The following is a 25,037-nucleotide window of genomic DNA, read 5'->3' on the forward strand; positions in this document are numbered from 1 at the left end:
ACGGAAAGACAAGAGGTAAAATTTATGACAATGAACATTACCAGTAAACAAATGGAAATTACTCCGGCAATTCGCCAGCACGTCGCAGACCGTCTCGCCAAACTGGATAAATGGCAAACACATTTGATTAATCCACATATCATCCTGTCTAAGGAGCCGCAGGGTTTCATCGCTGACGCAACTATCAATACTCCAAACGGCCATCTGGTCGCCAGCGCAAAACATGAGGATATGTACACCGCTATTAACGATTTGATCAACAAGCTGGAACGGCAGCTCAATAAAGTGCAACACAAAGGTGAAGCCCGTCGCGCCACAACATCGGTGAAAGACGCCAGCTTCGCGGAAGAAGTTGAAGAAGAGTAATCCTTTAAATTGAGTGTACCGCCAACGCGCCTTCGGGCGCGTTTTTTGTTTTTTATTGACAGGGTGAAAACAGTACGGGTACTTTAACGATATCAATCACAGGATGACCTTATGAAACTGACACCGTTCTTCTTCGCATTCTTTTTTACCTTCCCCTGAACGGGAGGCGTTTCGTCGTGTGATAAAGAATGCGAAGACGAACAACAAGGCCTCCCACACCGGGGGGCCTTTTTTATTGATAACGATAAAATGAGACAGGCAACACTATGACACCGGAAAACCCGTTACTGGATCTGCGAGTAAAGATCAGCGCACTGGATGAAAAATTACTGGCTCTGCTGGCCGAACGCCGCGCGCTCGCCATCGAAGTGGGTAAAGCCAAGCTGGACTCCCATCGCCCGGTCCGGGATATTGACCGCGAGCGCGATCTGCTGGAGCGACTGATTCAGCTCGGTAAAGCGCATCACCTCGATGCCCATTACATCACCCGGTTGTTCCAGCTCATCATTGAAGACTCTGTTCTGACCCAGCAAGCATTACTCCAGCAGCACCTGAACAAAACCAATCCTCACTCTGCGCGTATCGCCTTCCTCGGGCCGAAGGGCTCTTATTCTCACCTGGCCGCACGTCAGTATGCCGCACGCCATTTCGAAGAATTTATTGAGAGCGGCTGTGCGAAGTTTGCCGATATTTTCAATCAGGTCGAGACCGGCCAGGCGGATTACGCCGTCGTGCCGATTGAAAACACAAGCTCCGGTGCCATCAACGACGTCTACGATTTGCTTCAGCACACCAGTCTGTCGCTGGTTGGTGAGCTGACGATCCCTATCGATCATTGCGTGCTGGTCTCCGGCTCAACGGACCTGAGCAAGATCGAAACCGTCTACAGCCACCCGCAGCCGTTCCAGCAGTGCAGCCAGTTTCTGAACCGCTACCCTAACTGGAAAATCGAGTACACCGAAAGCACCTCCGCGGCAATGGAAAAAGTCGCGCAGGCTAACTCCCCCGCCGTCGCGGCGCTCGGTAGCGAAGCGGGCGGCGCACTGTATGGTTTACAGGTGCTGGAACGCAACCTGGCAAACCAGACGCAAAACATCACCCGCTTCGTGGTGCTGGCCCGCAAGGCCATTAATGTGTCAGACCAGGTGCCAGCCAAAACCACGCTGCTGATGGCGACCGGCCAGCAGGCCGGCGCGCTGGTTGAAGCCCTGCTGGTGCTGCGTAACCACAACCTGATCATAACGAAACTGGAATCACGTCCGATCCACGGAAACCCGTGGGAAGAGATGTTCTACCTTGATATCCAGGCCAACCTGGAGTCTGCTTCCATGCAGAAAGCCCTGCGCGAACTGGTTGAAATTACCCGTTCAATGAAAGTGCTGGGCTGCTATCCGAGCGAAAACGTCGTGCCGGTCGATCCAGTCTAACGTTCGATAAAGCGGCTTTTCTTCATCCCTGCCACGTTAACGGGCAGGGTGAAGATGGCGCCGGAAAGTGGATACTGCGCCACCTCCTGCGCATCCATGTTTTCACGCGTGGTGGTAATAAACAGCGTTTTCATATCGTCACCGCCAAAACAGACCATGGTCGGGCAACGTACCGGCATTTCATACTCTTCCAGCTGCTCCCCTTGTGGAGAAAAACGCGCGATACGCCAGCCGTCAAACAGCGCGCTCCAGTAGCAGCCCTCCACATCCATTGCCGCGCCGTCCGGTATCCCCTCCCCCTCTTTAAACTGACGAAATACCTCACGCCTGCCCGGTTCGCCCTGCGCATCGAGCGGCGTACGGTAAATCACACCATTTGGCGTGTCTGAGGTAAACATCCACTGATTATCCGGGCTAAACGCTAAACCGTTGTGCCCGTGAATATCGCACTGGATCACTTTCGGCGTCAGGTCGTTGTCGATACGCATCAGCAGTGCGCCGTTGTAATCCCCCGGTCCCCAGAAGGTTCCCGCATAGAAGCGCCCCTGACTGTCGGTTCCTCCATCATTAAAACGCGCCAACTGCGGATTAGAGGGGTTATCGCACACCTTGCGCTGCAGAAGGCCATGCTTGTCAGCCAGCCAGATGCCAGTGCGCATAGCGACGATAAACCCGCCTCGCTCACGCAGTGCGAAACAGCCCACCTCCTCATGGAAAGAGAGCACGGTATGTTCCGCGGTCGGCAGATGGTATCGGTGGATCTCCCCTTCCAGAATATCCGCCCAGTAGAGTGCGCGCTCTTCCGCGCTCCACGTCGGGCATTCGGGCAGATGCCCGGTGTAATTGAACAGCAACTGCGGTTCGGCCATGACGGTTCCCCAAAATGAAAAAAGCCAGCGATGCTGGCTTTTAGTATATACATCATCGCATTACTGGCGACTGTCATTTGCCTGGCGCAACAGCGTGCGGCTTTCACTCTGGAAACGCTGCGCGTAGTCGCCAAACCAGTGTTCGACCTTGCGGAAACTGTCGATAAACGCCTGCTTGTCTCCGTGCTCCAGCAGCGTAATGGCTTCCCCAAATCGCTGATAGTAACGCTTGATGAGCGCAAGGTTGTTTTCGGAGGACATGATAATGTCCGCGTACAGCTGCGGATCCTGAGCAAACAGACGCCCGACCATCGCCAGCTCCAGACGATAGATCGGTGAAGAGAGCGCCAGCAGCTGTTCAAGCTGAACGTTCTCTTCCGCCAGATGCAGACCATAGGCAAACGTGGCGAAGTGGCGCAGCGCCTGAATGAAAGCCATGTTCTGATCGTGTTCGACCGCGCTGATGCGGTGCAACCGCGCGCCCCAGACCTGAATCTGTTCCAGGAACCACTGATAGGCTTCCGGCTGACGACCGTCACAGTAGACCACCACCTGCTTAGCCAGACTGCCACTGTCCGGGCCAAACATCGGGTGCAGCCCCAGCACCGGCCCGGTATGCGCCGCCAGCATTGCCTGCAGCGGACCATTTTTGACAGAGGCCAGGTCCACCAGGATGCAGTCTTTCGGTAAAGGAGGAAGTTTCCCGATGATCTGCTCCGTCACGTGGATCGGCACGCTGACGATAACCATCCCGGCATCTTTCATGAGCTCCGGTGCTTGTGCCCAGTCCTCTTTTTCCAGTATGCGTACCTGATAGCCAGAAAGGGTCAGCATTTTTTCAAACAGACGCCCCATCTGCCCTGCCCCGCCGACAATCACCACCGGACGCAGGGACGGGCAGAGGGTTTTGAAGCCCTTGTCGTTTTCGCTGGAATAGGATTCCCGCATCACGCGACGCAGAACATCTTCAATCAAATCCGGCGAAACGCCCAGCGCCTGCGCCTCTTTGCGACGGGAGGCCAGCATGGAGGCTTCGCGCTCCGGGACGTAAATTGGCAGACCGTATTTGCTTTTTACCTCACCGACTTCGGCAACCAGCGCCATACGGCGCGCCAGCAGATCCAGCAGCGCCTTATCCACTTCATCAATTTGATCGCGTAATGCGGTCAATTCAGCAACCATAACTAACCTCTTAAGCCAGACGCGCCGCCAGCTGGCCGTTTAAATCTTTATGGATCTCACGCAGCAGGGCATCGGTGGTCTCCCAGCTGATGCAGGCATCCGTCACGGATACGCCGTGCTTCATTGCGCTGCGCGGTTGTTCAGATGATTGATTGCCTTCATGAATGTTGCTCTCAATCATCAGTCCGATAATCGAACGGTTGCCATCTTTGATCTGCGCGACCACGGATTCCGCAACCGCAGGCTGACGACGGTAATCTTTATTGGAATTACCATGACTGCAATCTACCATCAGTGCCGGGCGCAGTCCCGCCTGCTCCATCTCTTTTTCACACTGCGCCACATCTGCCGGGCTGTAGTTCGGCGCTTTACCGCCGCGCAGGATCACATGCCCGTCCGGGTTGCCCTGGGTTTGCAGGAGACACACCTGGCCTGCCTGGTTAATACCGACAAAGCGGTGCGGCATGGCGGCAGCGCGCATGGCGTTGATCGCCGTCGCCAGGCTACCATCGGTACCGTTTTTAAAGCCAACCGGCATCGACAGGCCAGACGCCATCTCGCGGTGGGTTTGTGATTCCGTGGTACGCGCACCAATGGCGGACCAGCTGAACAGATCGCCCAGGTACTGCGGGCTGTTTGGATCCAGCGCTTCGGTTGCCAGCGGCAGCCCCATGCTGACCAGCTCCACCAGCAGGCGACGCGCAATCTTCAGGCCTGCTTCCACATCAAACGAGCCATCCATGTGCGGATCGTTAATCAACCCTTTCCAGCCAACGGTCGTACGTGGCTTCTCAAAATAGACGCGCATCACCAGATAGAGGCTATCGCTGACCTCCTCCGCTAATGCTTTAAATCGACGAGCGTACTCAATGGCGGTTTCAGGATCGTGAATGGAGCAAGGACCACATACCACCAGCAGGCGCGGATCGCGACCGGCGATGATGTCAGAAATGGTCTGGCGCGAGTGCTCAATCTGAGCCTCCTGCGCGACGCTCAGCGGGAACTCCGCTTTCAGTTGATCCGGCGTGATTAAAACCTGTTCGTCAGTGATATGTACGTTGTTCAGCGCGTCTTTTTGCATGATGGCGATCCTGTAAAGCTCGTTTGCGATAGTTGTTTTCCTCAATGAGGTGACACCACGATACCATAAAAAGTAAACATTTCAATCCAAAATACGTACACTTTAATTTACAGAAGCCATTTTATTGCCAATATCAGCCGGTAAAAACGTAAAGATTAAATTACATACGAGCTATCATTTGCCAGGCTATGCTGAAGAAAAAAGGAGAATGGCTATGCGTTCAATTGCTCTTGTGCTGTTGTCGCTGTTGTTATCGGGCTGCCAGATCAATCCTTACACCTTCCAGCCCGACTGGACCAGTCCATCCTGGTTTGATGCAGGTAAAGAAGACGCCATGAACGGCCTGCCGGTTAAAGATAACCAGACCCTGGCCGATAGTTTTAACGATCCACACGTTGATCGTAGTGAATATCTTCGCGGCTATGCCGATGGTCAGAAGAAAGTTTGCGAAGAAGGCTTTATCCACGCCTGGGGTTTAGCAGGCAAATCTTTTCCTGCCAGTTGCGATACTGTCGAAAACGCCGCAAAACTGCATACCGCATGGCAACAAGGAATGGATGAAAGTATGCGTTCCAGCAGACTGAATTAAATCTGTTTTTATTCATCGAAAAATAAACAACTGTAGGATTTAGCTTAGGTCGGCCGGACGCTATTCCTGACATAATGACGGCTTTGATAAACAATGGTATTCTGCCCGCAACTCTTAAGGACATCTATTTCCGGAGCGTTGTGGCGGATTCTGGTGAGAAATTCATTCTTGAACTCTTTGTTCCGACTTACTCTGGTGCTAATGCTGTTCTTTATGGTGGGCCCGGCGACGGCAGGCACGCTCACGGAAACGGATAAATCGGTACGTTCGATTGTCTCAGGCATAGTGAGCTATACGCGATGGCCGTCACTTTCCGGACAGCCTAAACTCTGCGTCTACGCCACCTCTCATTATACTCACGCACTCAGCAGCAATGAGGGGCATAGCGAGTTACCTTACACTCCCGTTATTGTGCGTAACGATCGGGAAGCCCTGGCCGCGACGTGCGATGCTATTTATTTCGGGTCTGAATCACCGGCCAAACAACTTGAATTAATAAGTCAATATCAGGGCAGAGCATTACTTTTAATCTCAGAGCAAAATCCGGAATGTGTAATTGGCAGCGCGTTTTGCCTGATGATCGATCGCGACCAGGTAAGGTTCTCCGTCAATCTGGATGCGCTGACGCGCAGTGGCGTTAGAGTCAATCCGGATGTATTAATGCTTGCACGGAATAAGCAGCATGGATAAAGATTTCACTTCAACGCCACGTCCGACGTTTAAAAGAACGTTGAGGCGAAACAGCATGATAAGCGTCATCATCACGATGACGTTAATATGGGTGTTGCTCTGTTTTGCTTCTGTTGTGACGTTAAAACAATACGCGCAAAAGAACCTGGAATTAACTGGCGCAACAATGAGCCACAGCCTGGAAGCCTCGCTGGTGTTCAACGATTCTCTTGCGGCCAACGAAACGCTTGCGGCCCTGGGTAAACAGGGGCAGTTTGCCGTGGCCGAGGTGGTCAACGCGCATAAAAAGCGGTTTGCTTACTGGTCCTGGAACCCGGAGGATAATAACGACACGCTGGGCGCCCTGGTCAGTCGCTGGCTTTTTCCCGTTCCGGTTGCGCAGCCCATCATGCATAACGGCGCAATGGTCGGCGAAATTCGCCTTACCGCGCGAGACAGTCTCATCAGTCATTTCATCTGGATGTCGTTTGCCGTGCTTACCGGCTGCATTCTTTTTGCTACCGTCGTCGCACTCACCATTACCCAGTCTTTGCATCACGGTATGGTGACGGCCCTGCAAAACATCACCGACGTCGTGCATGATGTCCGCACTAACCGCAACTTCTCCCGCAGGGTGAAAGATGGCCGCATCGAAGAGTTTCACCAGTTTGGTGAAGACTTCAACAGTCTTCTGGATGAGATGGAAGAGTGGCAGCTAAAACTGCAGGCCAAGAACGCCCAGCTGTTGCGGACCGCCATGCACGACCCGCTCACCGGCCTTGCCAACCGTGCGGCGTTTCGTAACAGCATTGCAGCCTTAATGAACGACCCTTCAGCCAGAACCAACTCGGCCCTGCTCTTCCTCGACGGTGATAACTTTAAGTTTATTAACGACACCTGGGGACATGCGGCAGGAGACTGCGTGCTAATTGAAGTGGCGAGCAGGATGATGGAGTTTGGCGACAAGCGTCATCAGTCCTATCGCCTTGGCGGTGACGAATTTGCCATGGTGCTCTACGGCGTGCACTCTGAGCTTGAGGTTCAACACATTTGTGCTGCGCTTTCGCAGCAATTTATCCGTCCGTTTGATCTCCATAACGGACAAAAAGCATCAATGTCACTCAGCATTGGCTTTGCTCTGGCGTGGGAAAATGCTTCCGTGGAAGCATTACTGGAGAGGGCTGACCGCAATATGTACCAGGTTAAAAACCAGCGTACGAAAACAATAAGTTAGAAAGGATACACTATGTTAAAACGATACTTCACGCCGTTAGTTCTGGCCTCAATGGTTCTGGCAGGCTGTCAGTCGCCGCCGGAAGGCAAATTCACTCCTGAGCAAATCGCGGCGATGAAGTCTTACGGTTTTAACGAACTGAACGGTGACTGGTCACTTGGCCTGTCGGATACCATCCTGTTTGATAAAAATGACGCCCGGCTGCGACCGGAAAGTGAAACACAGATCAAGTCCATGGCCTCTCGCCTTGCCGAAACCGGCCTGAACCACGCGCGAATGGACGGTCACACGGACAATTACGGTGAAGAAAGCTACAACAATGCGCTGTCATTAAAACGCGCCAATGCCGTGGCCGACGCCTGGGCGAAGGGAGCGAATATCCCGCGCAGCAATCTCACCACGCAGGGATTGGGTCAAAAATACCCGGTTGCGAGTAACAGTACCCCACAAGGACGTGCTGAAAACCGCCGGGTTGCCGTGGTTATCAGCACGCCATAGGGTTATTTAGCGGAAGATTCGGCGAGCGACACCCCTGTTGCCGCTCGCCAGCGTAGCCAGTCCACCAGAACAAACAGCGCCAGACTCACGCCCATGACTGGCAGGGCCAGCCCCAGCAGCAGGCTGACTATCACCGTAACGCCCTTTCCCCATCCCGACAACGCCAGCCAGCTCTGACAAAGCGTCTGTACCGGACTCACTGTCGATTGCGCCGGACGACGCATCCACCACATCCGGTATCCCCAGATGATGAGCACGCACAGAGCAAGGCCGAACGCTACGAGCAGCAGCTGATTCACCAGCCCGAATAAGATCCCCATATGGAAGTCCACACCCCAGCGGGTCAGTTTTGCCATTAGCGGGAAATCCCCGAATCGGGTTCGGTCCAGCACCTGCATCGTATGCGGATCAACCGCAACGGCGTCCACCTGGGTCGGCCAGCTGCGATCGATTTCCGTCACCGTCCAGGCGCGATCTGCCGTTTGCGCCGGGCGGATCTCCAGCTTGCTGGCATCAATCCCCGCTTTACGCGCCGCGCTTAAGACCCCATCAAACTGCGTCAGATCCATCGCCATCTCCGGCATCATCATTCCGCCGTGATGGCTATGGTGTTCGGCATGTTCATCCACGCTCTCCGGCACACCGGAGAGCGTGGTGTTCACCTGAGGGGTGAGCCAGTTCATCTCTGCCCGCAGCTTATCAACGTTCCCGCCAGCCCACTGGGACCAGGTCAGACCGGTTGCAGAGAATAAGAGCATTCCGCCCAGCAAAACCCAGCCCAGCGTCACGTGCACGCGACGCCGGTTCTGGAAGCGATTGTTGATCCGTCGTTTGGGTCGGGTATAAAACCACAGGGCAATACCGCCCAGCGCGGCAACCCACATCCAGGAGGCCGCCAGCTCGCTGTAGAGGCGCCCAATGTCGCCCAGCATCAGGGACGTATGCAGGTAATCAATAGTCTGACGCAGGGGTAAAATCCCGCTGGTACCGTATACCGTCAGATCTCCCAGCACCGCCAGGCTCACCGGATCGATAAAGATAGCCCGGTTCTCCGATGGCCCAAGTTTCGGGTCAGCGAACATCACGCGGGTGGTTTCACCTTTAACCAGCCCCGGACGAACGGCGTGCAAACGTAAATCTGATCCAACGGTTTTTTCCGCCACGGCGATTTGTTCCGCCAGAGGCAGTGGCTCGCCTATAGAATCCGTGTGGAGCGCGTGCCGGTAGAGTGCGTTTTCCAGCTGTGGGGTCGCCACATACAGCGTCCCGGTTAGCGCGGCGAAGAAGATAAACGGGCCGACAAACAGCCCAACGTAGAAATGAAGGCGACGCAGCAGGTTTCCCCATGCCGCGCGCGAGGTGCAGGTAGTCATACTTTTCCTTTTTAAGGCAAAAAGTTATCGATATTTTTTTATTGGGAAAAAGCAGACTGCCGCGGCGGCGCGCGGGTATCAGGGTAAAGCCAGGGGAAGAAGTGCCAGTGCTTGACCGCCTGACGCGGCGGCTTAACGCGAAGCCTCTGCAGCACCACGCTGAGCAGGACGATGAGCGCCAGCATCACGCCAGGGACATGCGCTAACAGCACGCAGTAGCCGCACGCTTCCGCATGGTCGACAGGCATCGTGTGTGGCATATCGCCGTGATGCTCGTCCATCGACATCATGCTCATGTCATGATGCATGCCCGGCATGGCGCTCATGGGATCTTTCTGCAGCGAGACGGAGATAAGGGGTGCTACCACGATCAGCAGGATCGCGAACAGCGCGGTCAATGCCGCTGCGCGTTTCCAACTATGCTGATGCAGTACGTTATCCACTTCCCCTCCATTCAAGAGGCAAGCATTGTAAATGATTTATGACAAAAGGGTTAACGCGAGAGGTGCGATGGAATAAAAAAAGGGCCGGCCTTTCGGCCAGCCCTTTCTAACAGGATGTCGCTTAAGCGAATCTTAGTTCAGACGCTCTTTAATACGAGCAGACTTACCAGTACGCTCACGCAGGTAGTACAGTTTAGCTTTACGTACAGCACCACGACGTTTAACAGCAATGCTGTCAACTACCGGAGAGTGAGTCTGGAAGACACGCTCAACGCCTTCGCCGTTGGAAATTTTACGAACAGTGAATGCAGAGTGCAGACCGCGGTTACGAATAGCGATAACCACGCCCTCGAATGCCTGCAGACGTTTTTTGGAACCTTCAACAACCCATACTTTCACTTCCACGGTGTCACCTGGACGGAAGGAAGGTACGTCCTGCTTCATCTGCTCTTGTTCAAGTTGCTTAATAATGTTGCTCATAATTTAATCTCTTATCCTGGGTAAACTGATATTCGGGAGCGTATTACGCATTCCCATCATGTTCATGCTGCTGTTGCGCGTGTTCAGTTTTGAACTCGGCCAGCAACTTTGCTTGCTCTTCAGTCAGAGCCAGGTTTTCCAGAAGTTCAGGTCTTCTAAGCCAGGTTCGGCCCAGCGACTGCTTCAAACGCCAGCGACGTATCTCGGCATGGTTTCCTGACAGTAACACTGCCGGGACCTCCATCCCTTCTAACACTTCAGGACGGGTATAGTGTGGACAGTCCAGCAACCCATCGGCAAAGGAATCTTCCGTTGCCGAAGCTTCATGGCCCAGTACTCCCGGAATGAACCGGGCGACGGAGTCAATCAGCGTCATTGCGGGTAACTCACCACCGCTGAGAACGTAATCGCCGATAGACCATTCTTCGTCAATCTCGGTTTGAATTACGCGCTCATCTATCCCTTCGTAGCGACCACAGACCAGAATCAGCTTTTGATTCGTCGCCAGTTCGCTGACGCCCGCTTGATCAAGCTTGCGTCCCTGAGGTGACAGATAAATCACCTTTGCGCCTTCACCTGCCGCGGCTTTTGCTGTGTGAATGGCGTCCCGTAAGGGTTGCACCATCATTAGCATCCCCGGTCCGCCGCCGTAAGGACGATCGTCCACGGTACGGTGCCGGTCATGAGTAAAGTCACGAGGACTCCAGCTCTGGATGCTCAGCAGGCCATTCTTTACTGCCCGGCCAGTTACCCCGTAATCGGTAATCGCGCGGAACATTTCAGGAAACAGGCTAATTATGCCAATCCACATAGCGCCGTCTTTTACCGTTTATCCGGAGAATTTAAAAACCAGGATCCCAATCTACTTCAATGGTTTGAGTAGTGAGATCGACTTTCTTGATAACCTGTCCATCGAGGAACGGGACCAACCGCTCCTTGATGCCAAATGCATCTTTCAGGTTTGCCTTAATGACGAGAACGTCATTTGACCCGGTTTCCATCATATCGATGACTTTCCCCAGGCTGTAGCCTTCAGTAGTGACTACCTGGCAACCCATAAGGTCTTTCCAGTAGTAGTCGCCCTCTTCCAGCTGTGGCAACTGCGACGAATCCACGACAATTTCACAATTAGTCAGCGCATTCGCGGCATCACGATCGTCAACGCCTTTCAGCTTGATGATGATGTCCTGATTGTGGTGACGCCAGCTTTCCAGCTCGACCTCTTCCCACTTACCGCCTTTCTGGATAAACCAGGGCTGGTAATTAAAAATGCTATCAGCGTCTTCAGTGGAGGAAAACACTCTGAGCCAACCACGGATACCGTAGCAAGAACCCATTTTTCCCAATACGATCGGTTCAACAGGTGCTTTATTGCTCATCATGACCACCGTGACAGATTAAGCTGCTTTGTTTGCTGCTTTGATCAGCGTAGCAACGCGATCGGAAACAGTAGCGCCCTGGCCAACCCAGTGAGCGATACGATCCAGATCCAGACGAGTTTCTTCTTCTGCGCCAGCGGCCAGTGGGTTGAAGAAACCAACGCGCTCGATGAAGCGACCGTTGCGTGCATTACGGCTGTCAGTCACAACAACCTGGTAGAACGGACGCTTTTTAGCGCCGTGACGTGCTAAACGAATAGTTACCATAACATCCTCTTGTGTGAATAAAACAACCGGGCCCCATCGAGGAACGGAGCCCGGGTGTCATATTAAAAGCCCGAAAATTTTACTCATTTTCGGGCAAAAAGCAATCTCAAAAGCGATTAACGCCCTGGAAAACCGGGAGGCATCATCCCTTTCATGCCGCGCATCATCTTCGCCATGCCGCCTTTCTTCATTTTCTTCATCATGCGCTGCATGTCGTCGAACTGTTTCAGAAGACGATTAACGTCCTGCACCTGCATGCCGCAACCGGCTGCGATACGGCGTTTGCGGGAACCTTTGATGATATCCGGGTTAGCGCGTTCCTTGAGGGTCATCGAGTTGATGATCGCCTCCATTCGCACCAGAACCTTGTCATCCATCTGCGCTTTCACGTTGTCCGGGATCTGGCCCATGCCCGGCAGTTTGCCCATCAGGCTTGCCATGCCACCCATGTTTTTCATCTGACGCAGTTGCTCAAGGAAGTCGGTCAGATCGAAACCGTCACCTTTTTTCAGCTTGCTGGCCAGCTTCTCAGCCTGCGCGCGGTCAACCTTGCTCTCGATATCTTCGATCAGCGACAGCACGTCGCCCATGCCGAGGATACGGGAGGCAATACGATCCGGATGGAACGGCTCCAGCGCTTCGGTTTTTTCGCCCACGCCGAGGAATTTGATCGGCTTACCGGTGATATGACGAATGGAGAGCGCCGCACCGCCGCGGGCGTCACCGTCCACTTTGGTCAGCACCACGCCGGTTAACGGCAGGGCTTCGTTAAACGCTTTTGCGGTATTCGCCGCATCCTGACCGGTCATGGCGTCAACAACAAACAGGGTCTCTACCGGGTTAATAGAGGCATGCACCTGTTTGATCTCGTCCATCATCGCTTCGTCAACGTGCAGACGACCGGCGGTATCCACCAGCAGCACGTCGTAGAATTTCAGCTTCGCCTCTTTCAGCGCCGCGTTAACGATATCGACAGGTTTCTGGGCGACGTCTGACGGGAAGAAATCCACACCGACCTGCTCAGCCAGGGTTTCCAGCTGCTTGATCGCCGCCGGGCGGTAGACGTCCGCAGACACCACCAGCACTTTCTTCTTGTGCTTCTCACGCAGGAATTTACCCAGCTTACCGACGCTGGTAGTTTTACCCGCACCCTGCAGGCCCGCCATCAGCACCACGGCCGGTGGCTGAGCCGCCAGGTTCAGGACCTGGTTCTCTTCGCCCATCGCCGAAACCAGTTCGTTACGAACGATTTTGACGAACTCCTGACCCGGGGTCAGGCTCTTGTTAACTTCATGACCAACCGCCTTCTCTTTAACGCGGTTGATAAAATCACGAACAACCGGCAACGCGACGTCTGCTTCCAGCAGCGCCATGCGCACTTCGCGCAGCGTTTCCTTGATGTTGTCTTCGGTAAGGCGTCCGCGGCCGCTGATGTTGCGCAGCGTGCGCGACAAACGATCGGTTAAATTATCAAACATTGTCTCTCGCCTGAGTAGAAACGTTGGGCCGCCATGAGCGACACATACACAGAATTTTGCCGGAGTATAACATGAAGGCGCCTTTGTTGTTATGCAACGGTTGGAGCAGGCGTCACGTGACGTTATACTGCTTCTCTTTCTTATTAAGACAACTGTCGATGCCTATATGCCTGTTTTCGCACTGATCGCCCTTGTTGCCTACTCTGTCAGCCTCGCGCTGATCATTCCCGGACTGCTGCAAAAAAACAGCGGCTGGCGGCGCATGGCTATTCTTTCGGCGGTGATCGCACTGATTAGCCACGCGTTTGCGCTGGAATCACGCATTATCCCCGGCGATGGCAGCGTACAAAACCTGAGCGTCCTCAACGTCGGCTCGCTGGTCAGCCTGATGATCTGTACGGTGATGACCATCGTGGCCTCTAAAAATCGCGGCTGGCTGCTGCTGCCTATTGTGTATACCTTCGCGCTGATCAATCTGGCCTTAGCCACCTTTATGCCTAATGAGTTCATTACGCATCTGGAGGCGACGCCGGGTATGCTGGTTCATATCGGTCTGTCGCTCTTTGCCTACGCGACGCTGATCATCGCCGCGCTCTACGCCATGCAGCTCGCCTGGATTGACTACCAGCTGAAAAACAAAAAGCTGGCGTTTAACCATGAGATGCCACCGCTGATGGTGATTGAGCGTAAAATGTTTCACATCACCCAGGTGGGCGTGGTGCTGCTGACCCTGACGCTCTGCACGGGTCTGTTTTATATGAAGAACCTGTTCAGCGTGGAGAATATCGATAAAGCGGTGCTCTCCATCATTGCGTGGTTTGTCTATATTGTCCTGTTATGGGGCCATTATCATGAAGGCTGGCGCGGTCGCCGCGTGGTCTGGTTCAACGTCGCGGGTGCGGGCATTCTCACCCTTGCCTATTTTGGCAGCCGCTTCATACAGCAATTTGCTGGCTAAGAAACAAAGGAGTTCCCCCTGGAACACATCTCTACCACCACGCTGATCGTTATCCTGATCGTCATGGTGGTCATCTCCGCCTATTTCTCCGGCTCGGAAACCGGCATGATGACCTTAAACCGCTACCGGTTACGTCATCGTGCTAAACAGGGTAACCGTGCCGCACGTCGCGTTGAAAAGCTGCTCCGCAAGCCGGATCGCCTGATTAGCCTGGTGCTCATCGGCAACAACCTCGTCAACATTCTGGCCTCTGCCCTCGGCACCATCGTCGGGATGCGCCTGTACGGCAACGCAGGGGTGGCGATTGCCACCGGCGTGCTGACGTTTGTGGTGCTGGTGTTTGCCGAAGTGCTGCCGAAAACCATCGCCGCGCTTTACCCTGAGAAAGTCGCCTACCCGAGCAGCTTCCTGCTGGCACCGCTGCAAATTCTGATGATGCCGCTGGTCTGGCTGCTGAACATGGTGACGCGCGTCCTGATGCGGATGGTGGGGATCAAAGCCGATGTCACCATCAGCAGCGCGCTCAGCAAAGAGGAGCTGCGCACCATAGTGAACGAGTCCCGCTCGCAGATCTCCCGACGTAACCAGGACATGCTCCTCTCGGTGCTGGATCTGGAAAAAGTGAGCGTGAACGACATCATGGTGCCGCGTAATGAAATCGTCGGTATCGACATCAATGATGACTGGAAAGCCATCGTCCGTCAGCTGACGCACTCCCCGCACGGGCGCATTGTCCTGTATCGCGACTCGCTGGATGACGCCATCAGCATGCTGCGCGTGCGCGAAGCCTACCGTCTGATGACCGAGAAAAAAGAGTTCACCAAAGAGGTGATGCTGCGCGCCGCCGACGAGATTTACTACGTGCCGGAAGGCACCCCGCTCAGCACGCAGCTGGTGAAATTCCAGCGTAACAAGAAGAAAGTTGGCCTGGTGGTCAATGAATACGGCGACATTCAGGGCCTGGTGACGGTCGAAGATATTCTGGAAGAGATTGTCGGAGACTTTACCACCTCAATGTCCCCTTCCCTCGCGGAAGAGGTCACCCCGCAGAACGACGGTTCGGTACTGATTGACGGCAGCGCGAACATTCGCGAACTCAACAAAGCCTTTAACTGGCATCTGCCTGAAGATGAGGCTCGCACCATTAACGGGATGATTCTGGAAGCGCTGGAGGAGATCCCGGCGGCAGGCACGCGGGTGCGCATTGAACAGTACGATATTGATATCCTGGACGTGCAGGACAATATGATTAAGCAGGTGAAGGTCCTGCCCGTAAAACCCCTGCGCGAAAGTATCGCTGAGTAAGGTTGTAGGCCGGGTGAGCGAAGCCGCCACCCGGCACTACGCGTGCGGCAAATTACGCTTTCGCTTTCGCCACGGTTACCATCGCAGCGCGAATGGTACGGCCGTTCAGGGTGTAGCCTTTCTGCATCACGCCCAGCACTTTACCGGCTTCAATCTCTTCAGATTCCACCATCGCAATGGCCTGGTGAACGTTTGGATCCAGCGGCACGTCGGTATCGGCAATCACTTCCACGCCAAACTTACGCACCACGTCGAGCATGGATTTCAGCGTCAGCTCGATGCCTTCGATCATCGCCGCGTTGTCCGGATTCGCTTTGTCAGCGACTTCCAGCGCGCGATCGAGGCTGTCGATCACCGGCAGCAGTTCGTTGACGAATTTCTCCAGCGCAAACTTGTGCGCCTTCTCAACGTCCTGCTCGGTACGACGACGCAGGTTTTCCATCTCCGCCTTGATGCGCAGAACACTGTCGCGTTCGCGATTCTGTGCTTCTACCAGTTGGGCTTCCAGATTCGCAATTTTTTCATCGCGCGGGTCCACCTGCTCAGCAGATGCGTCTGGCTCTACAGCCTCAACTTCATCGTGCTGTTCCGTGATAATTTCTTCAGGGGCTTGCCCCTCAGGCGTTTTCTGTTCTTTACTACTCATGAATTTCTCCGCGTTTTTCTGCATTCATCTCGCTAACTTCGCTTATTATGGGGATCAGTTTCCGGGATTCAAGGGAACAAGACAGATTGTCATCATTCATCAGGCACAAGGACCTCCAGAAAATGAATAATCATTTCAGGTGTATTGGGATCGTCGGGCATCCGCGTCACCCTACCGCATTGACGACACATGAAATGTTGTATCGCTGGTTGTGTAGCAAAGGCTATGAAGTGATGGTCGAGCAGCAGATTGCCCAGGAGCTGCAGCTGAAGAGCGTCAAAACCGGCACGCTGGCGGAAATTGGCCAACAGGCCGACCTCGCCGTGGTGGTGGGCGGCGACGGCAACATGCTCGGCGCGGCCCGCACGCTGGCGCGGTATGACATCAAGGTCATCGGCATCAACCGTGGCAATCTCGGCTTTCTCACCGACCTCGACCCGGACAATGCGCAGCAGCAGCTGGCCGACGTGCTGGAAGGCCACTATATCAGTGAAAAGCGCTTTTTACTGGAAGCGCAGGTGTGCCAGCAGGATTGCCAGAAACGCATCAGCACCGCGATTAACGAGGTGGTCCTCCACCCCGGTAAAGTGGCGCACATGATTGAATTCGAGGTGTATATCGATGAAATCTTTGCCTTCTCCCAGCGTTCTGACGGGCTGATTATCTCCACCCCGACCGGTTCAACCGCCTACTCGCTTTCTGCCGGCGGGCCGATCCTGACCCCGTCTCTGGATGCCATTACCCTGGTGCCGATGTTCCCGCACACGCTCTCTGCCCGGCCGCTGGTCATCAACGGCGACAGCACGATACGTCTGCGGTTCTCGCACCGGCGTAACGACCTGGAGATCAGCTGCGACAGTCAGATAGCGCTGCCAATCCAGGAGGGTGAAGACGTCCTTATTCGCCGGTGTGATTACCACCTGAATCTCATTCACCCGAAAGATTACAGCTATTTCAACACATTAAGCTCGAAGCTTGGCTGGTCAAAAAAATTGTTCTGATTTTGCATCCAGCACTTTACTGTATATAAAACCAGTTTATACTGTATGAAAACACAGTTATGGTTTTTCATACAGGAAAACAATTATGCTGGCACAACTGACCATCAGCAACTTTGCCATTGTTCGTGAGCTTGAGATCGATTTCCACAGCGGCATGACGGCGATCACCGGGGAAACCGGTGCAGGTAAATCCATTGCCATTGATGCCCTCGGCTTGTGCCTTGGCGGCCGTGCAGAGGGCGACATGGTGCGCATGGGCGCGAACCGTGCCGACCTTTGCGCCCGTTTCTCCCTGAAAGACACCCCTGCTGCTCAGCGCTGGCTGGAACAGAACCAGCTTGAAGATGGACGTGAGTGTTTACTTCGCCGCGTGATCAGCAGCGACGGTCGCTCACGTGGCTTTATCAACGGCACGGCGGTTCCGCTTTCCCAGCTGCGCGAACTTGGCCAGCTGCTTATCCAGATCCACGGTCAGCACGCGCATCAGCAATTGGTTAAACCCGAACAGCAGAAAGCGCTGCTGGACGGCTATGCGGGTGAGTACGCGCTTACTCAACTGATGGCTGAGCACTATCGCCAGTGGCATCAAAGCTGCCGGGAACTTGCCCAGCATCAACAGCAAAGCCAGGAGCGTGCCGCCCGTGCGGAGCTGCTGGAATACCAGCTTAAAGAGCTGAACGAATTTAACCCGCAGCCGGGTGAGTTTGAGCAAATCGACGAAGAGTACAAACGCCTGGCAAACAGCGGCCACCTGCTCTCAACCAGCCAGAATGCGCTCAACCTGCTGGCGGATGGCGAAGATGTGAACCTGCAGAGCCAGCTGTATAACGTTCGTCAGCTGCTTACCGAACTGGTCGGCATGGACAGCAAACTCTCTGGCGTCCTGGATATGCTGGAAGAGGCGGCCATTCAGATCTCCGAAGCCGGTGACGAACTGCGCCACTACTGTGAGCGTCTCGATCTCGACCCGAACCGTCTGTTTGAACTTGAACAGCGAATCTCCCGTCAGATCTCCCTGGCGCGTAAGCATCACGTCACGCCGGAAGAGCTGCCGGGCTACTATCAGTCTCTGCTGGAAGAGCAGCAGCAGCTTGACGATCAGGCTGACTCCCTGGAAACCCTCTCTCTGGCAGTGAGCCTGCACCATGAACAGGCGCTGGCGACAGCGCAAAAGCTGCACGACATCCGTCAGCATTACGCTCAGGAACTGAGCCAGCACATCACGGACAGCATGCACACGCTGGCGATGCCGCACGGCATCTTCACCATTGATGTTCGCTTCGAAGAAAACCACCTGACGGCAGAAGGTGCGGATCGCATCGAATTCCGCGTCACCACCAACCCGGGGCAGCCGCTGCAGGCAATCTCCAAAGTGGCGTCCGGCGGTGAACTGTCGCGTATTGCGCTGGCAATTCAGGTGATTACCGCGCGTAAAATGGAAACCCCGGCGCTGATTTTCGATGAAGTGGATGTCGGGATCAGCGGCCCGACGGCGGCGGTGGTCGGTAAACTGCTGCGCCAGTTAGGCGAATCAACGCAGGTGATGTGTGTCACCCACCTGCCGCAGGTAGCGGGCTGTGGACATCATCACTTTATCGTCAGTAAGGAAACCGACGGCGAGATGACCGAAACGCACATGAAGCCGCTGGATAAACGTGCACGTCTGCAGGAGCTGGCGCGCCTGCTCGGCGGCAGCGAAGTGACGCGTAATACGCTCGCGAACGCGAAAGAACTGCTGGCGGCATAAACTTTTTCGGGATCTCAGGGTCATACAGAACAACAAAAACGCCGCCAGACCGGTTTCAAAGTGGGGCAAGGTCTATTATCATCGGCATATTACATATGAGCCGCGTTCTGCTCGGGCCCGAAAAGGAATCAAATCACTATGCGTTGTAAAATGCTGACCGCTGCCGCAGCGGTTCTTCTGATGTTGACCGCAGGCTGTTCCACTCTGGAGAAAGTGGTTTACCGTCCTGACATCAACCAGGGGAACTACCTTACCCCTAACGATGTGTCCAAAATCCGTGTGGGGATGACACAACAGCAGGTCGCTTATGCACTGGGAACCCCGATGATGTCCGATCCGTTCGGCACTAACACCTGGTTCTATGTCTTCCGTCAGAAGCCGGGCCATGAAGATGCAACCCAGCAGACCCTGACGCTGACCTTCAGCAGCGCTGGTGTGCTGACCAACATCGACAATAAGCCTGCCCTGACCAAATAACTCGGTGTCAGAAATGCAAAAGGTGCTCATTGAGCACCTTTTTTGTTTTCTGTTGATCCCCTCGCCCCATTGGGGAGAGGGTCAGGGTGAGGGAAAGAAACCGCTACTTACCAGATTTCTCCGCACGCTGGCGACGCAGCTCTTTCGGGTCAGCAATCAGCGGACGATAAATCTCCACCCGGTCGCCCTCTTTCAGCACATCCCCCAGCTTCACCGGACGGCTGTAAATTCCAACCTTATTTTTCGCCAGGTCGATATCGCTGCGAAGCTCAAGGATGCCGGAAGCGCGGATAGCCGCTTCGACGGTCGCCCCCTCTTCCAGCGTCACGCGCTGCAGGTACTGCTTCTCCGGCAACGCATACACCACTTCTACCGCAATCTTATGCGACACTGTAAACCTCTTTGGCGCGGGTAGTGAACGCCTGAACCATGTTCGAGGCCAGCTCTTTAAAGATGCGGCCAAACGCCAGCTCAATCAGCTTATTGGTAAACTCAAAGTCCAGATGGAACTCAATGCGACAGGCGTCAGCGCTCAGTGGCGTAAATTTCCAGCCTCCCATCAGCTTTTTAAACGGACCATCCACCAGATGCATCAAAATACTCTGATTGCTCGTCAGCGTATTACGGGTGGTGAACGTCTTGCTGATCCCCGCTTTGGAGACATCCACTGCCGCCGTCATCTGCGTCGGGCCGGACTCCAGAACGCGGCTCCCGGTGCATCCCGGAATAAACTCTGGATAAGACTGAACATCGTTCACTAACTGATACATTTGTTCCGCGCTGTAAGGCACAAGCGCAGTACGGCTAATCTGAGGCATAGCATTTCCCATGGTCACACAACGGACAAATAATAACATTTATCACCTGTTAAAAAAACGCTAAGCCTCATCTCGTGCTAAGATAGCGCGTTAGACCTCACAGGACGCAATGAGGTGACTTTTTGAAATCAGATTACCGACGGCTTTACGACACTTATGACGAAGAAAAAAGCACATAAACCAGGCTCGGCGACCATTGCGCTCAACAAGCGTGCTCGCCACGAGTATTTCATTGAAGAAGAATTCGAAGCGGGCCTTGCGTTGCAGGGCTGGGAAGTAAAATCGCTGCGCGCCGGGAAAGCCAACATCGGCGATAGCTACGTGATCCTGAAAGATGGCGAAGCCTTCCTGTTCGGTGCGAACTTTACGCCGCTGACCGTCGCCTCGTCACACTACGTGTGTGACCCAACGCGCACCCGTAAGCTGCTGCTGAACAAGCGTGAGCTGGAATCCCTTTACGGGCGCATTAACCGTGAAGGTTTCACGGTGGTCGCCCTGTCGCTGTACTGGAAAAACGCCTGGTGTAAAGTGAAAATTGGCGTCGCGAAAGGTAAAAAACAGCACGACAAACGTACTGACCTGAAAGAGCGCGAGTGGCAGCTCGACAAAGCGCGCATCATGAAAAACGCAGGACGTTGATTCTGCACACTTATTGTACTATTCAATAAGTTAGCGTTCCGGGCTGGTATCCAGGAAGTGAAATCTGGTATACTTAGTTCAACACTATTGGGGCTGATTCTGGATTCGACGGGATTTGCGAAACCCAAGGTGCATGCCGAGGGGCGGTTTGCCTCGTTAAAAGCCGCAAAAAAATAGTCGCAAACGACGAAAACTACGCTTTAGCAGCTTAATAACCTGCTCTGAGCCCTCTCTCCCTAGCTTCCGCTCTTAAGACGGGGATTAAAGAGAGGTCAAACCCAAAAGAGATCGCGTGGAAGCCCTGCCTGGGGTTGAAGCGTTAAAACTAATCAGGCTAGTTCGTTAGTGGCGTGTCTGTCCGCAGCTGGCGTGCGAATGTAAAGACAAACTAAGCATGTAGTACCGAGGATGTAGAAATTTCGGACGCGGGTTCAACTCCCGCCAGCTCCACCACTTTTTAGTTGTTTGAAGTACAATGAAGTCTACTAAGCCCGCATAGCACAAGCTCTGCGGGCTTTTTTACGTCTATTGTCGTCCAGTGAGAATTGCTGAGAACTATCACATATGGCACCCTGAATGGGACCCACTAAGAAGGGTCCAAAAACCGAGGGTCCCAAAATGGCAAAAATCGCTAAGAAGCTCACTGACACTGAAATCAAAAGCACCAAGCCAGCCGACAAAGAAATCAACTTGTTTGACGGAGATGGTTTGATACTACGAATCGCTCCCCTCTCGAAAGGAGGAAAGAAGAATTGGTATTTCAGGTATGCAGTGCCAGTGAGTAAAAAAAGAACCAAAATGAGCCTTGGGACCTATCCTCACCTTACACTGGCAAGAGCCAGAGCCTTACGTGATGAATATCTTTCCTTTCTGGCAAATGGTGTTGATCCACAAATCCATAACAACGATAAGGCGAAGGCATTAAAGAGTGCTACTGAGCACACTCTCCAAGCCGTAGCGCGGAAATGGTTAGATGAGAAGGTAAAGACATCAGGTATCTCACAAGACCATGCAGCAGACATCTGGCGCAGCTTAGAGAGAAATGTCTTTCCTGGTCTGGGTAATGTCCCTATCAATGAGATCCGGCCTAAGCTCTTAAAACAACACCTTGATCCTATTGAGCAACGAGGGGTGTTGGAAACTCTACGCCGCATCATTTCCCGTCTGAATGAAATCTTCCGGTGGGCAGCCACTGAAGAACTTATTGAGTTCAACCCGGCTGACAACCTTGGCCAAAGATTCAGTAAACCAAAAAAGCAAAATATGCCTGCCCTTCCCCCAAGCGAATTGCCAAGGTTTATGGAATCCTTGACGAATGCTTCAATCCGGTTGGAAACACGTATGCTAATTGAATGGCAATTGTTGACATGGGTTCGTCCGGGTGAAGCCGTTCGTGCAAGGTGGTCTGATATTGATACAACCAACAGCATTTGGAACATTCCTGCTGATTTTATGAAAATGAAAAAGCCTCACAAAGTTCCTTTGAGTAAAGAAGCTTTGCACATCCTTGAATTAATGAATTCAATAAGTGGACATAGTGAATGGGTTTTCCCTAGCATTAAAGCGCCTCTTAACCATATGCATGAACAAACAGCCAACGCAGCTATCATCCGAATGGGGTTTGGAGGCGAGCTTGTAGCTCACGGTATGCGTTCTATTGCAAGAACAGCGGCAGAGGAGTCTGGTAAGTTCAGAGCTGAAGTTCTTGAGGCAGCCCTTGCCCACTCAAAAAAAGATGAGATTATCGCAGCATACAATCGTGCAGAATATCTGATAGAGCGACAGAGTTTGATGCAATGGTGGAGTGATTACGTTCAAGCTCAAAGATTAAATGCTCTGGTAGCCTAGGCATCAGAATAGTTAATATAATCCTGAAGGTGCAGAAAATGGAAGCCTTATTCAAAGTTTTTGAAAAATTCAGTTCCAGACCGCTTTTTTTTATTTTTTTCGGACTCTCACTTTGCGAATTTTTTCAGGAACAATCGGTTCTAATGAATCCATCAGCAGATAACATTGTGAAATTATTTGCAGCCATGATATTAGTTGTTTTTTTAACTTGGGGATTTGAATGGCTAATTTTTAAGTTCAATGTAAACCTTGAACCTCATGATCAAGGCGATATTGGACCAACAATTGGAACGGCTACTTTAGCTGTATACTTAGTTTATGCCTTTCATTTTCTCAGTGAAAATCCTGAAGCATTAAATTTAAAGTTATTAACTAACTCTGGTTTTATATACAGCACAACTCTATTATTATTCTCATTAGAAAGTATGAAGCTTAGAAGACTTAAACAAAAGTAAACAACATCATTGCGAGATAAATACAAAAGAGGTATGGCGGTAAATCACCATACCTAAAACATAATAATTTTGGTAGTATCGGTGATACATAACCCACACCAATATTGGAGCGATACTGAGACGCTATAGCCTGATATCTTTCTCCATAACCAATTCTAAGTTGAGATTTAAGATGCGTTTTTTTTCTTTCCCTTTTTCTTTTGGGATTTGTCGTGATGTGAATAATATATCTTTGGTTTCAGATTAAATCCTTCAACAACTTCCTTCCAAGTTTGAACCGCCAATAAAAATTGAATAGAATTGATGTCAATTAATTTTTTAGCTTTTGTAGTAGTTGAGATCCATAAAACCACATCAGTAATTGTCTCTTCAAAGTTTACTACTCCTCTTACTATAGTTTGAATTGTAGTTTTTGACTGTTCAATATTATAAATTAGATCATGCGGTTTATCTGATATCTTTACAGCAATAATCTCTCCATTTTTATAAAGATCTGCAACTTCAACATTGTAGTCCTTGCCATTATCACGTAAGGATGGTATTTTTTTTAGCTGGCGATCTAGAAGTATATAACCTTTCTCATCAGACATCTTTTCATTAAAATAATACTCTCTATATTCTAATTTGTCTTTAGAAGTTCCTTCTGCGATTTGTTTTATTTTTTCAGCTTGCCATACTTTGAAGTCGTCTTCCTTAAGAGCATCTTTAACCTCAAATTTTATACTGGCTAAAGAAGTAGACAAATACTTCATAAAAGCAGAGTTAAATCGACTCCATCCTCCCCTCTTAAGGAAGAAGTGCTCACTGCCCTCGCTATAAGTAATGCTCAATATTTCTTTTAACGAGGCTGTATGACCACTGTTATTTTCATTAGTTATCTTAACAAAAACTTTATTGACATCTTTTATGTGGTTAGTTTTTATGAATTTCTTTACATCTGCTATTTTTATGTCATTAATTTTATCTGATGATTGAAGATACTTTCCACTCCCCTCAACTTTTGTGTGCAATTTAAAAAATGTCAAAGAATTATTAATTACAATAGAGGCACCAAAAGATTGAATCTCATCAATAATAACTTTTGCATCATCTGTAATGATCGATTGAAGTAGATAATTATCAAGCTCATCGATCTTTGACTCGTCAGTGATTTTTTCCGATTTAGGAAATTCGATTTTCTCTTTGGTTGCCAACGAAGAATCAATATCATTGAAAACATCGACTAATGCAGTAGGGGCACCATCCAAACTTAGCTGAATTGAATCAGAAAAAGTTATATTATTACATCCCCACTTGTCAGTTTCTTTGGCTTTTGTTTTGAGATGCTCGATGGATTCGCCAGGAAAATATGATCCTTGAACAAACTGTGAGTATGAGGATGCCTCCTGACTCTTTCCCCCACAAAAGAATCTGCTTTTCTTGAGTAAAATATTTTCATCATTAGCTATACGCATTGCCACATTCAGCCCAAAGTCTGCTTCAATAAACTTGCTGAGATAAAAATGTGATTTACCAAGACTGATAAGATAGCAATTCTCAGGGTCCTTTTCTTTAAATCCTATTAGCAGGCCAAAATAGAATATATTATGAGGCTTTTCAATTTCTTCATTGAAGAAATCACTAAAAACATCCCACCACCATACTTCATTTCCTTTTAACTTATCAGAAAAATAAAATTTGAGTTGATAAGATTGATGTAGAATAGTTTTTTGTTCGACAAGCCCTTCTTTAATGATTTTTTTTGTCAATTCTGGAAGACTCTTATATGGCATTCTATATATGTTATAGCTGACTGACATTTAATCGCC

The 25,037-nt window shown here is 51.7% G+C and carries 28 protein-coding genes, 1 other RNA gene, 1 pseudogene and 1 other annotated feature; of the genes and pseudogenes, 16 read left to right on the top strand and 14 right to left on the bottom strand.

Annotation, left to right across the window (positions count from 1 at the left end; all coding sequences use genetic code 11):
• Window positions 1-24 precede the first annotated feature (24 nt).
• The 3 genes from raiA (at window position 25) to pheA (ending at window position 1,793) form a co-directional block, all read left to right on the top strand.
• A complete protein-coding gene (raiA, locus tag SP99_RS16930; RefSeq protein WP_008502470.1) occupies window positions 25-366 on the top strand; it encodes a ribosome-associated translation inhibitor RaiA in 342 nt (113 codons plus the stop codon).
• Window positions 367-476: 110 nt separating this feature from the next.
• Window positions 477-602 (top strand) — a sequence feature (Phe leader region).
• Complete coding sequence (pheL, locus tag SP99_RS24750) at window positions 478-525, top strand: pheA operon leader peptide PheL (protein ID WP_100249759.1); 48 nt, start codon at window positions 478-480, stop codon at window positions 523-525. (Overlaps the previous feature by 48 nt.)
• A gap of 30 nt (window positions 603-632) precedes the next feature.
• Complete coding sequence (gene pheA, locus SP99_RS16935) at window positions 633-1,793, top strand: bifunctional chorismate mutase/prephenate dehydratase (protein ID WP_047959266.1); 1,161 nt, start codon at window positions 633-635, stop codon at window positions 1,791-1,793.
• Here pheA and SP99_RS16940 read toward each other — a convergent pair.
• From SP99_RS16940 to aroF, 3 genes are read right to left on the bottom strand one after another with little or no spacing between them, the layout of a single operon-like run.
• Complete coding sequence (locus tag SP99_RS16940) at window positions 1,790-2,662, bottom strand: SMP-30/gluconolactonase/LRE family protein (RefSeq protein ID WP_025759251.1); 873 nt, start codon at window positions 2,660-2,662, stop codon at window positions 1,790-1,792. The two genes, pheA and SP99_RS16940, sit on opposite strands and share 4 nt — an antisense overlap.
• Before the next feature lie 60 nt (window positions 2,663-2,722).
• A complete protein-coding gene (tyrA, locus tag SP99_RS16945) occupies window positions 2,723-3,844 on the bottom strand; it encodes a bifunctional chorismate mutase/prephenate dehydrogenase (protein ID WP_025759253.1) in 1,122 nt (373 codons plus the stop codon).
• A gap of 10 nt (window positions 3,845-3,854) precedes the next feature.
• Entirely contained in the window at window positions 3,855-4,925 is a 1,071-nt protein-coding gene (gene aroF, locus SP99_RS16950) for a 3-deoxy-7-phosphoheptulonate synthase AroF (RefSeq protein ID WP_025759254.1), read from the bottom strand.
• Window positions 4,926-5,139: 214 nt separating this feature from the next.
• On the opposite strand from aroF, the gene SP99_RS16955 reads away from it, so the two are divergent.
• The 4 genes from SP99_RS16955 (at window position 5,140) to SP99_RS16970 (ending at window position 7,915) form a co-directional block, all read left to right on the top strand.
• Entirely contained in the window at window positions 5,140-5,514 is a 375-nt protein-coding gene (locus SP99_RS16955) for a DUF2799 domain-containing protein (RefSeq protein ID WP_025759255.1), read from the top strand.
• Between the two features lie 201 nt (window positions 5,515-5,715).
• Complete coding sequence (locus SP99_RS16960; RefSeq protein WP_224753061.1) at window positions 5,716-6,204, top strand: regulatory sequestration protein YfiR; 489 nt, start codon at window positions 5,716-5,718, stop codon at window positions 6,202-6,204.
• A complete protein-coding gene (gene dgcN / locus SP99_RS16965; RefSeq protein WP_047959267.1) occupies window positions 6,197-7,417 on the top strand; it encodes a diguanylate cyclase DgcN/YfiN in 1,221 nt (406 codons plus the stop codon). The genes SP99_RS16960 and dgcN overlap by 8 nt, the downstream gene beginning before the upstream one ends.
• Before the next feature lie 12 nt (window positions 7,418-7,429).
• Window positions 7,430-7,915, top strand: a complete 486-nt coding sequence (locus SP99_RS16970; protein WP_047959268.1) for an OmpA family protein — start codon at window positions 7,430-7,432, stop codon at window positions 7,913-7,915.
• A 2-nt stretch (window positions 7,916-7,917) separates the two neighbouring features.
• Here the strand turns inward: SP99_RS16970 and SP99_RS16975 are convergent, their stop codons facing one another.
• From SP99_RS16975 to ffh, 7 genes are all read right to left on the bottom strand, one after another.
• Entirely contained in the window at window positions 7,918-9,288 is a 1,371-nt protein-coding gene (locus SP99_RS16975) for a PepSY-associated TM helix domain-containing protein (protein WP_047959269.1), read from the bottom strand.
• A 38-nt stretch (window positions 9,289-9,326) separates the two neighbouring features.
• On the bottom strand, window positions 9,327-9,731 hold the full coding sequence (locus tag SP99_RS16980) for a DUF2946 domain-containing protein (protein WP_047959270.1): 405 nt from the start codon (window positions 9,729-9,731) through the stop codon (window positions 9,327-9,329).
• A gap of 132 nt (window positions 9,732-9,863) precedes the next feature.
• Window positions 9,864-10,211, bottom strand: coding sequence for a 50S ribosomal protein L19 (gene rplS / locus SP99_RS16985; RefSeq protein ID WP_002914145.1), 348 nt, complete (start codon window positions 10,209-10,211; stop codon window positions 9,864-9,866).
• A gap of 43 nt (window positions 10,212-10,254) precedes the next feature.
• Complete coding sequence (gene trmD / locus SP99_RS16990) at window positions 10,255-11,022, bottom strand: tRNA (guanosine(37)-N1)-methyltransferase TrmD (protein WP_008502493.1); 768 nt, start codon at window positions 11,020-11,022, stop codon at window positions 10,255-10,257.
• Window positions 11,023-11,053: 31 nt separating this feature from the next.
• Entirely contained in the window at window positions 11,054-11,593 is a 540-nt protein-coding gene (gene rimM / locus SP99_RS16995) for a ribosome maturation factor RimM (protein WP_021241995.1), read from the bottom strand.
• A 15-nt stretch (window positions 11,594-11,608) separates the two neighbouring features.
• Window positions 11,609-11,857, bottom strand: a complete 249-nt coding sequence (rpsP, locus tag SP99_RS17000; RefSeq protein ID WP_003863133.1) for a 30S ribosomal protein S16 — start codon at window positions 11,855-11,857, stop codon at window positions 11,609-11,611.
• A gap of 116 nt (window positions 11,858-11,973) precedes the next feature.
• On the bottom strand, window positions 11,974-13,335 hold the full coding sequence (gene ffh / locus SP99_RS17005) for a signal recognition particle protein (RefSeq protein WP_008502496.1): 1,362 nt from the start codon (window positions 13,333-13,335) through the stop codon (window positions 11,974-11,976).
• Window positions 13,336-13,501: 166 nt separating this feature from the next.
• Here ffh and SP99_RS17010 point away from each other — a divergent pair, with 166 nt between their 5' ends.
• Window positions 13,502-14,293 (top strand): cytochrome C assembly family protein, encoded by a 792-nt coding sequence (locus SP99_RS17010; protein WP_032623031.1) that lies wholly within the window; start codon window positions 13,502-13,504, stop codon window positions 14,291-14,293.
• 18 nt (window positions 14,294-14,311) lie between these two features.
• Complete coding sequence (locus SP99_RS17015) at window positions 14,312-15,598, top strand: HlyC/CorC family transporter (protein WP_025759264.1); 1,287 nt, start codon at window positions 14,312-14,314, stop codon at window positions 15,596-15,598.
• A 52-nt stretch (window positions 15,599-15,650) separates the two neighbouring features.
• On the opposite strand, the gene grpE is transcribed toward SP99_RS17015, so the two are convergent.
• Window positions 15,651-16,244: a nucleotide exchange factor GrpE gene (gene grpE, locus SP99_RS17020; protein ID WP_008502499.1), complete on the bottom strand. Its 594-nt coding sequence runs from the start codon at window positions 16,242-16,244 to the stop codon at window positions 15,651-15,653.
• A gap of 122 nt (window positions 16,245-16,366) precedes the next feature.
• Between grpE and nadK the strand changes: the two genes are divergently transcribed.
• The 3 genes from nadK to bamE all read left to right on the top strand — a co-directional run bounded on the left by nadK (window position 16,367) and on the right by bamE (window position 19,469).
• Window positions 16,367-17,245, top strand: coding sequence for an NAD(+) kinase (gene nadK, locus SP99_RS17025; protein WP_008502500.1), 879 nt, complete (start codon window positions 16,367-16,369; stop codon window positions 17,243-17,245).
• A gap of 85 nt (window positions 17,246-17,330) precedes the next feature.
• On the top strand, window positions 17,331-18,992 hold the full coding sequence (gene recN / locus SP99_RS17030) for a DNA repair protein RecN (protein WP_047959271.1): 1,662 nt from the start codon (window positions 17,331-17,333) through the stop codon (window positions 18,990-18,992).
• Between the two features lie 138 nt (window positions 18,993-19,130).
• A complete protein-coding gene (gene bamE, locus SP99_RS17035) occupies window positions 19,131-19,469 on the top strand; it encodes an outer membrane protein assembly factor BamE (RefSeq protein WP_008502502.1) in 339 nt (112 codons plus the stop codon).
• 103 nt (window positions 19,470-19,572) lie between these two features.
• On the opposite strand, the gene SP99_RS17040 is transcribed toward bamE, so the two are convergent.
• Window positions 19,573-19,860 carry an RnfH family protein gene (locus tag SP99_RS17040; RefSeq protein WP_025759268.1) on the bottom strand — a complete coding sequence of 96 codons (288 nt, stop codon included), beginning with the start codon at window positions 19,858-19,860 and terminating at the stop codon, window positions 19,573-19,575.
• Window positions 19,850-20,287, bottom strand: coding sequence for a type II toxin-antitoxin system RatA family toxin (locus SP99_RS17045; RefSeq protein WP_003863117.1), 438 nt, complete (start codon window positions 20,285-20,287; stop codon window positions 19,850-19,852). Before SP99_RS17045 ends, SP99_RS17040 begins: the two co-directional genes overlap by 11 nt.
• A gap of 156 nt (window positions 20,288-20,443) precedes the next feature.
• Between SP99_RS17045 and smpB the strand changes: the two genes are divergently transcribed.
• The 4 genes from smpB to SP99_RS17060 all read left to right on the top strand — a co-directional run bounded on the left by smpB (window position 20,444) and on the right by SP99_RS17060 (window position 23,229).
• Window positions 20,444-20,926 carry an SsrA-binding protein SmpB gene (gene smpB / locus SP99_RS17050; RefSeq protein WP_024908331.1) on the top strand — a complete coding sequence of 161 codons (483 nt, stop codon included), beginning with the start codon at window positions 20,444-20,446 and terminating at the stop codon, window positions 20,924-20,926.
• Window positions 20,927-21,015: 89 nt separating this feature from the next.
• Window positions 21,016-21,379, top strand: a transfer-messenger RNA (tmRNA) gene (gene ssrA, locus SP99_RS23965).
• Between the two features lie 165 nt (window positions 21,380-21,544).
• Entirely contained in the window at window positions 21,545-22,774 is a 1,230-nt protein-coding gene (locus SP99_RS17055; RefSeq protein ID WP_047959844.1) for an integrase domain-containing protein, read from the top strand.
• Between the two features lie 38 nt (window positions 22,775-22,812).
• A complete protein-coding gene (locus SP99_RS17060) occupies window positions 22,813-23,229 on the top strand; it encodes a hypothetical protein (protein WP_047959272.1) in 417 nt (138 codons plus the stop codon).
• Here SP99_RS17060 and SP99_RS17065 read toward each other — a convergent pair.
• Window positions 23,216-25,028 (bottom strand): annotated as a pseudogene (locus SP99_RS17065) (DUF6119 family protein). The gene SP99_RS17060 and the pseudogene SP99_RS17065 overlap by 14 nt on opposite strands.
• Between the last annotated feature and the right edge of the window lie 9 nt (window positions 25,029-25,037).

This window comes from Enterobacter sp. BIDMC92 (genome assembly GCF_001030225.1).
GTDB classification, from domain to species: domain Bacteria; phylum Pseudomonadota; class Gammaproteobacteria; order Enterobacterales; family Enterobacteriaceae; genus Enterobacter; species Enterobacter sichuanensis.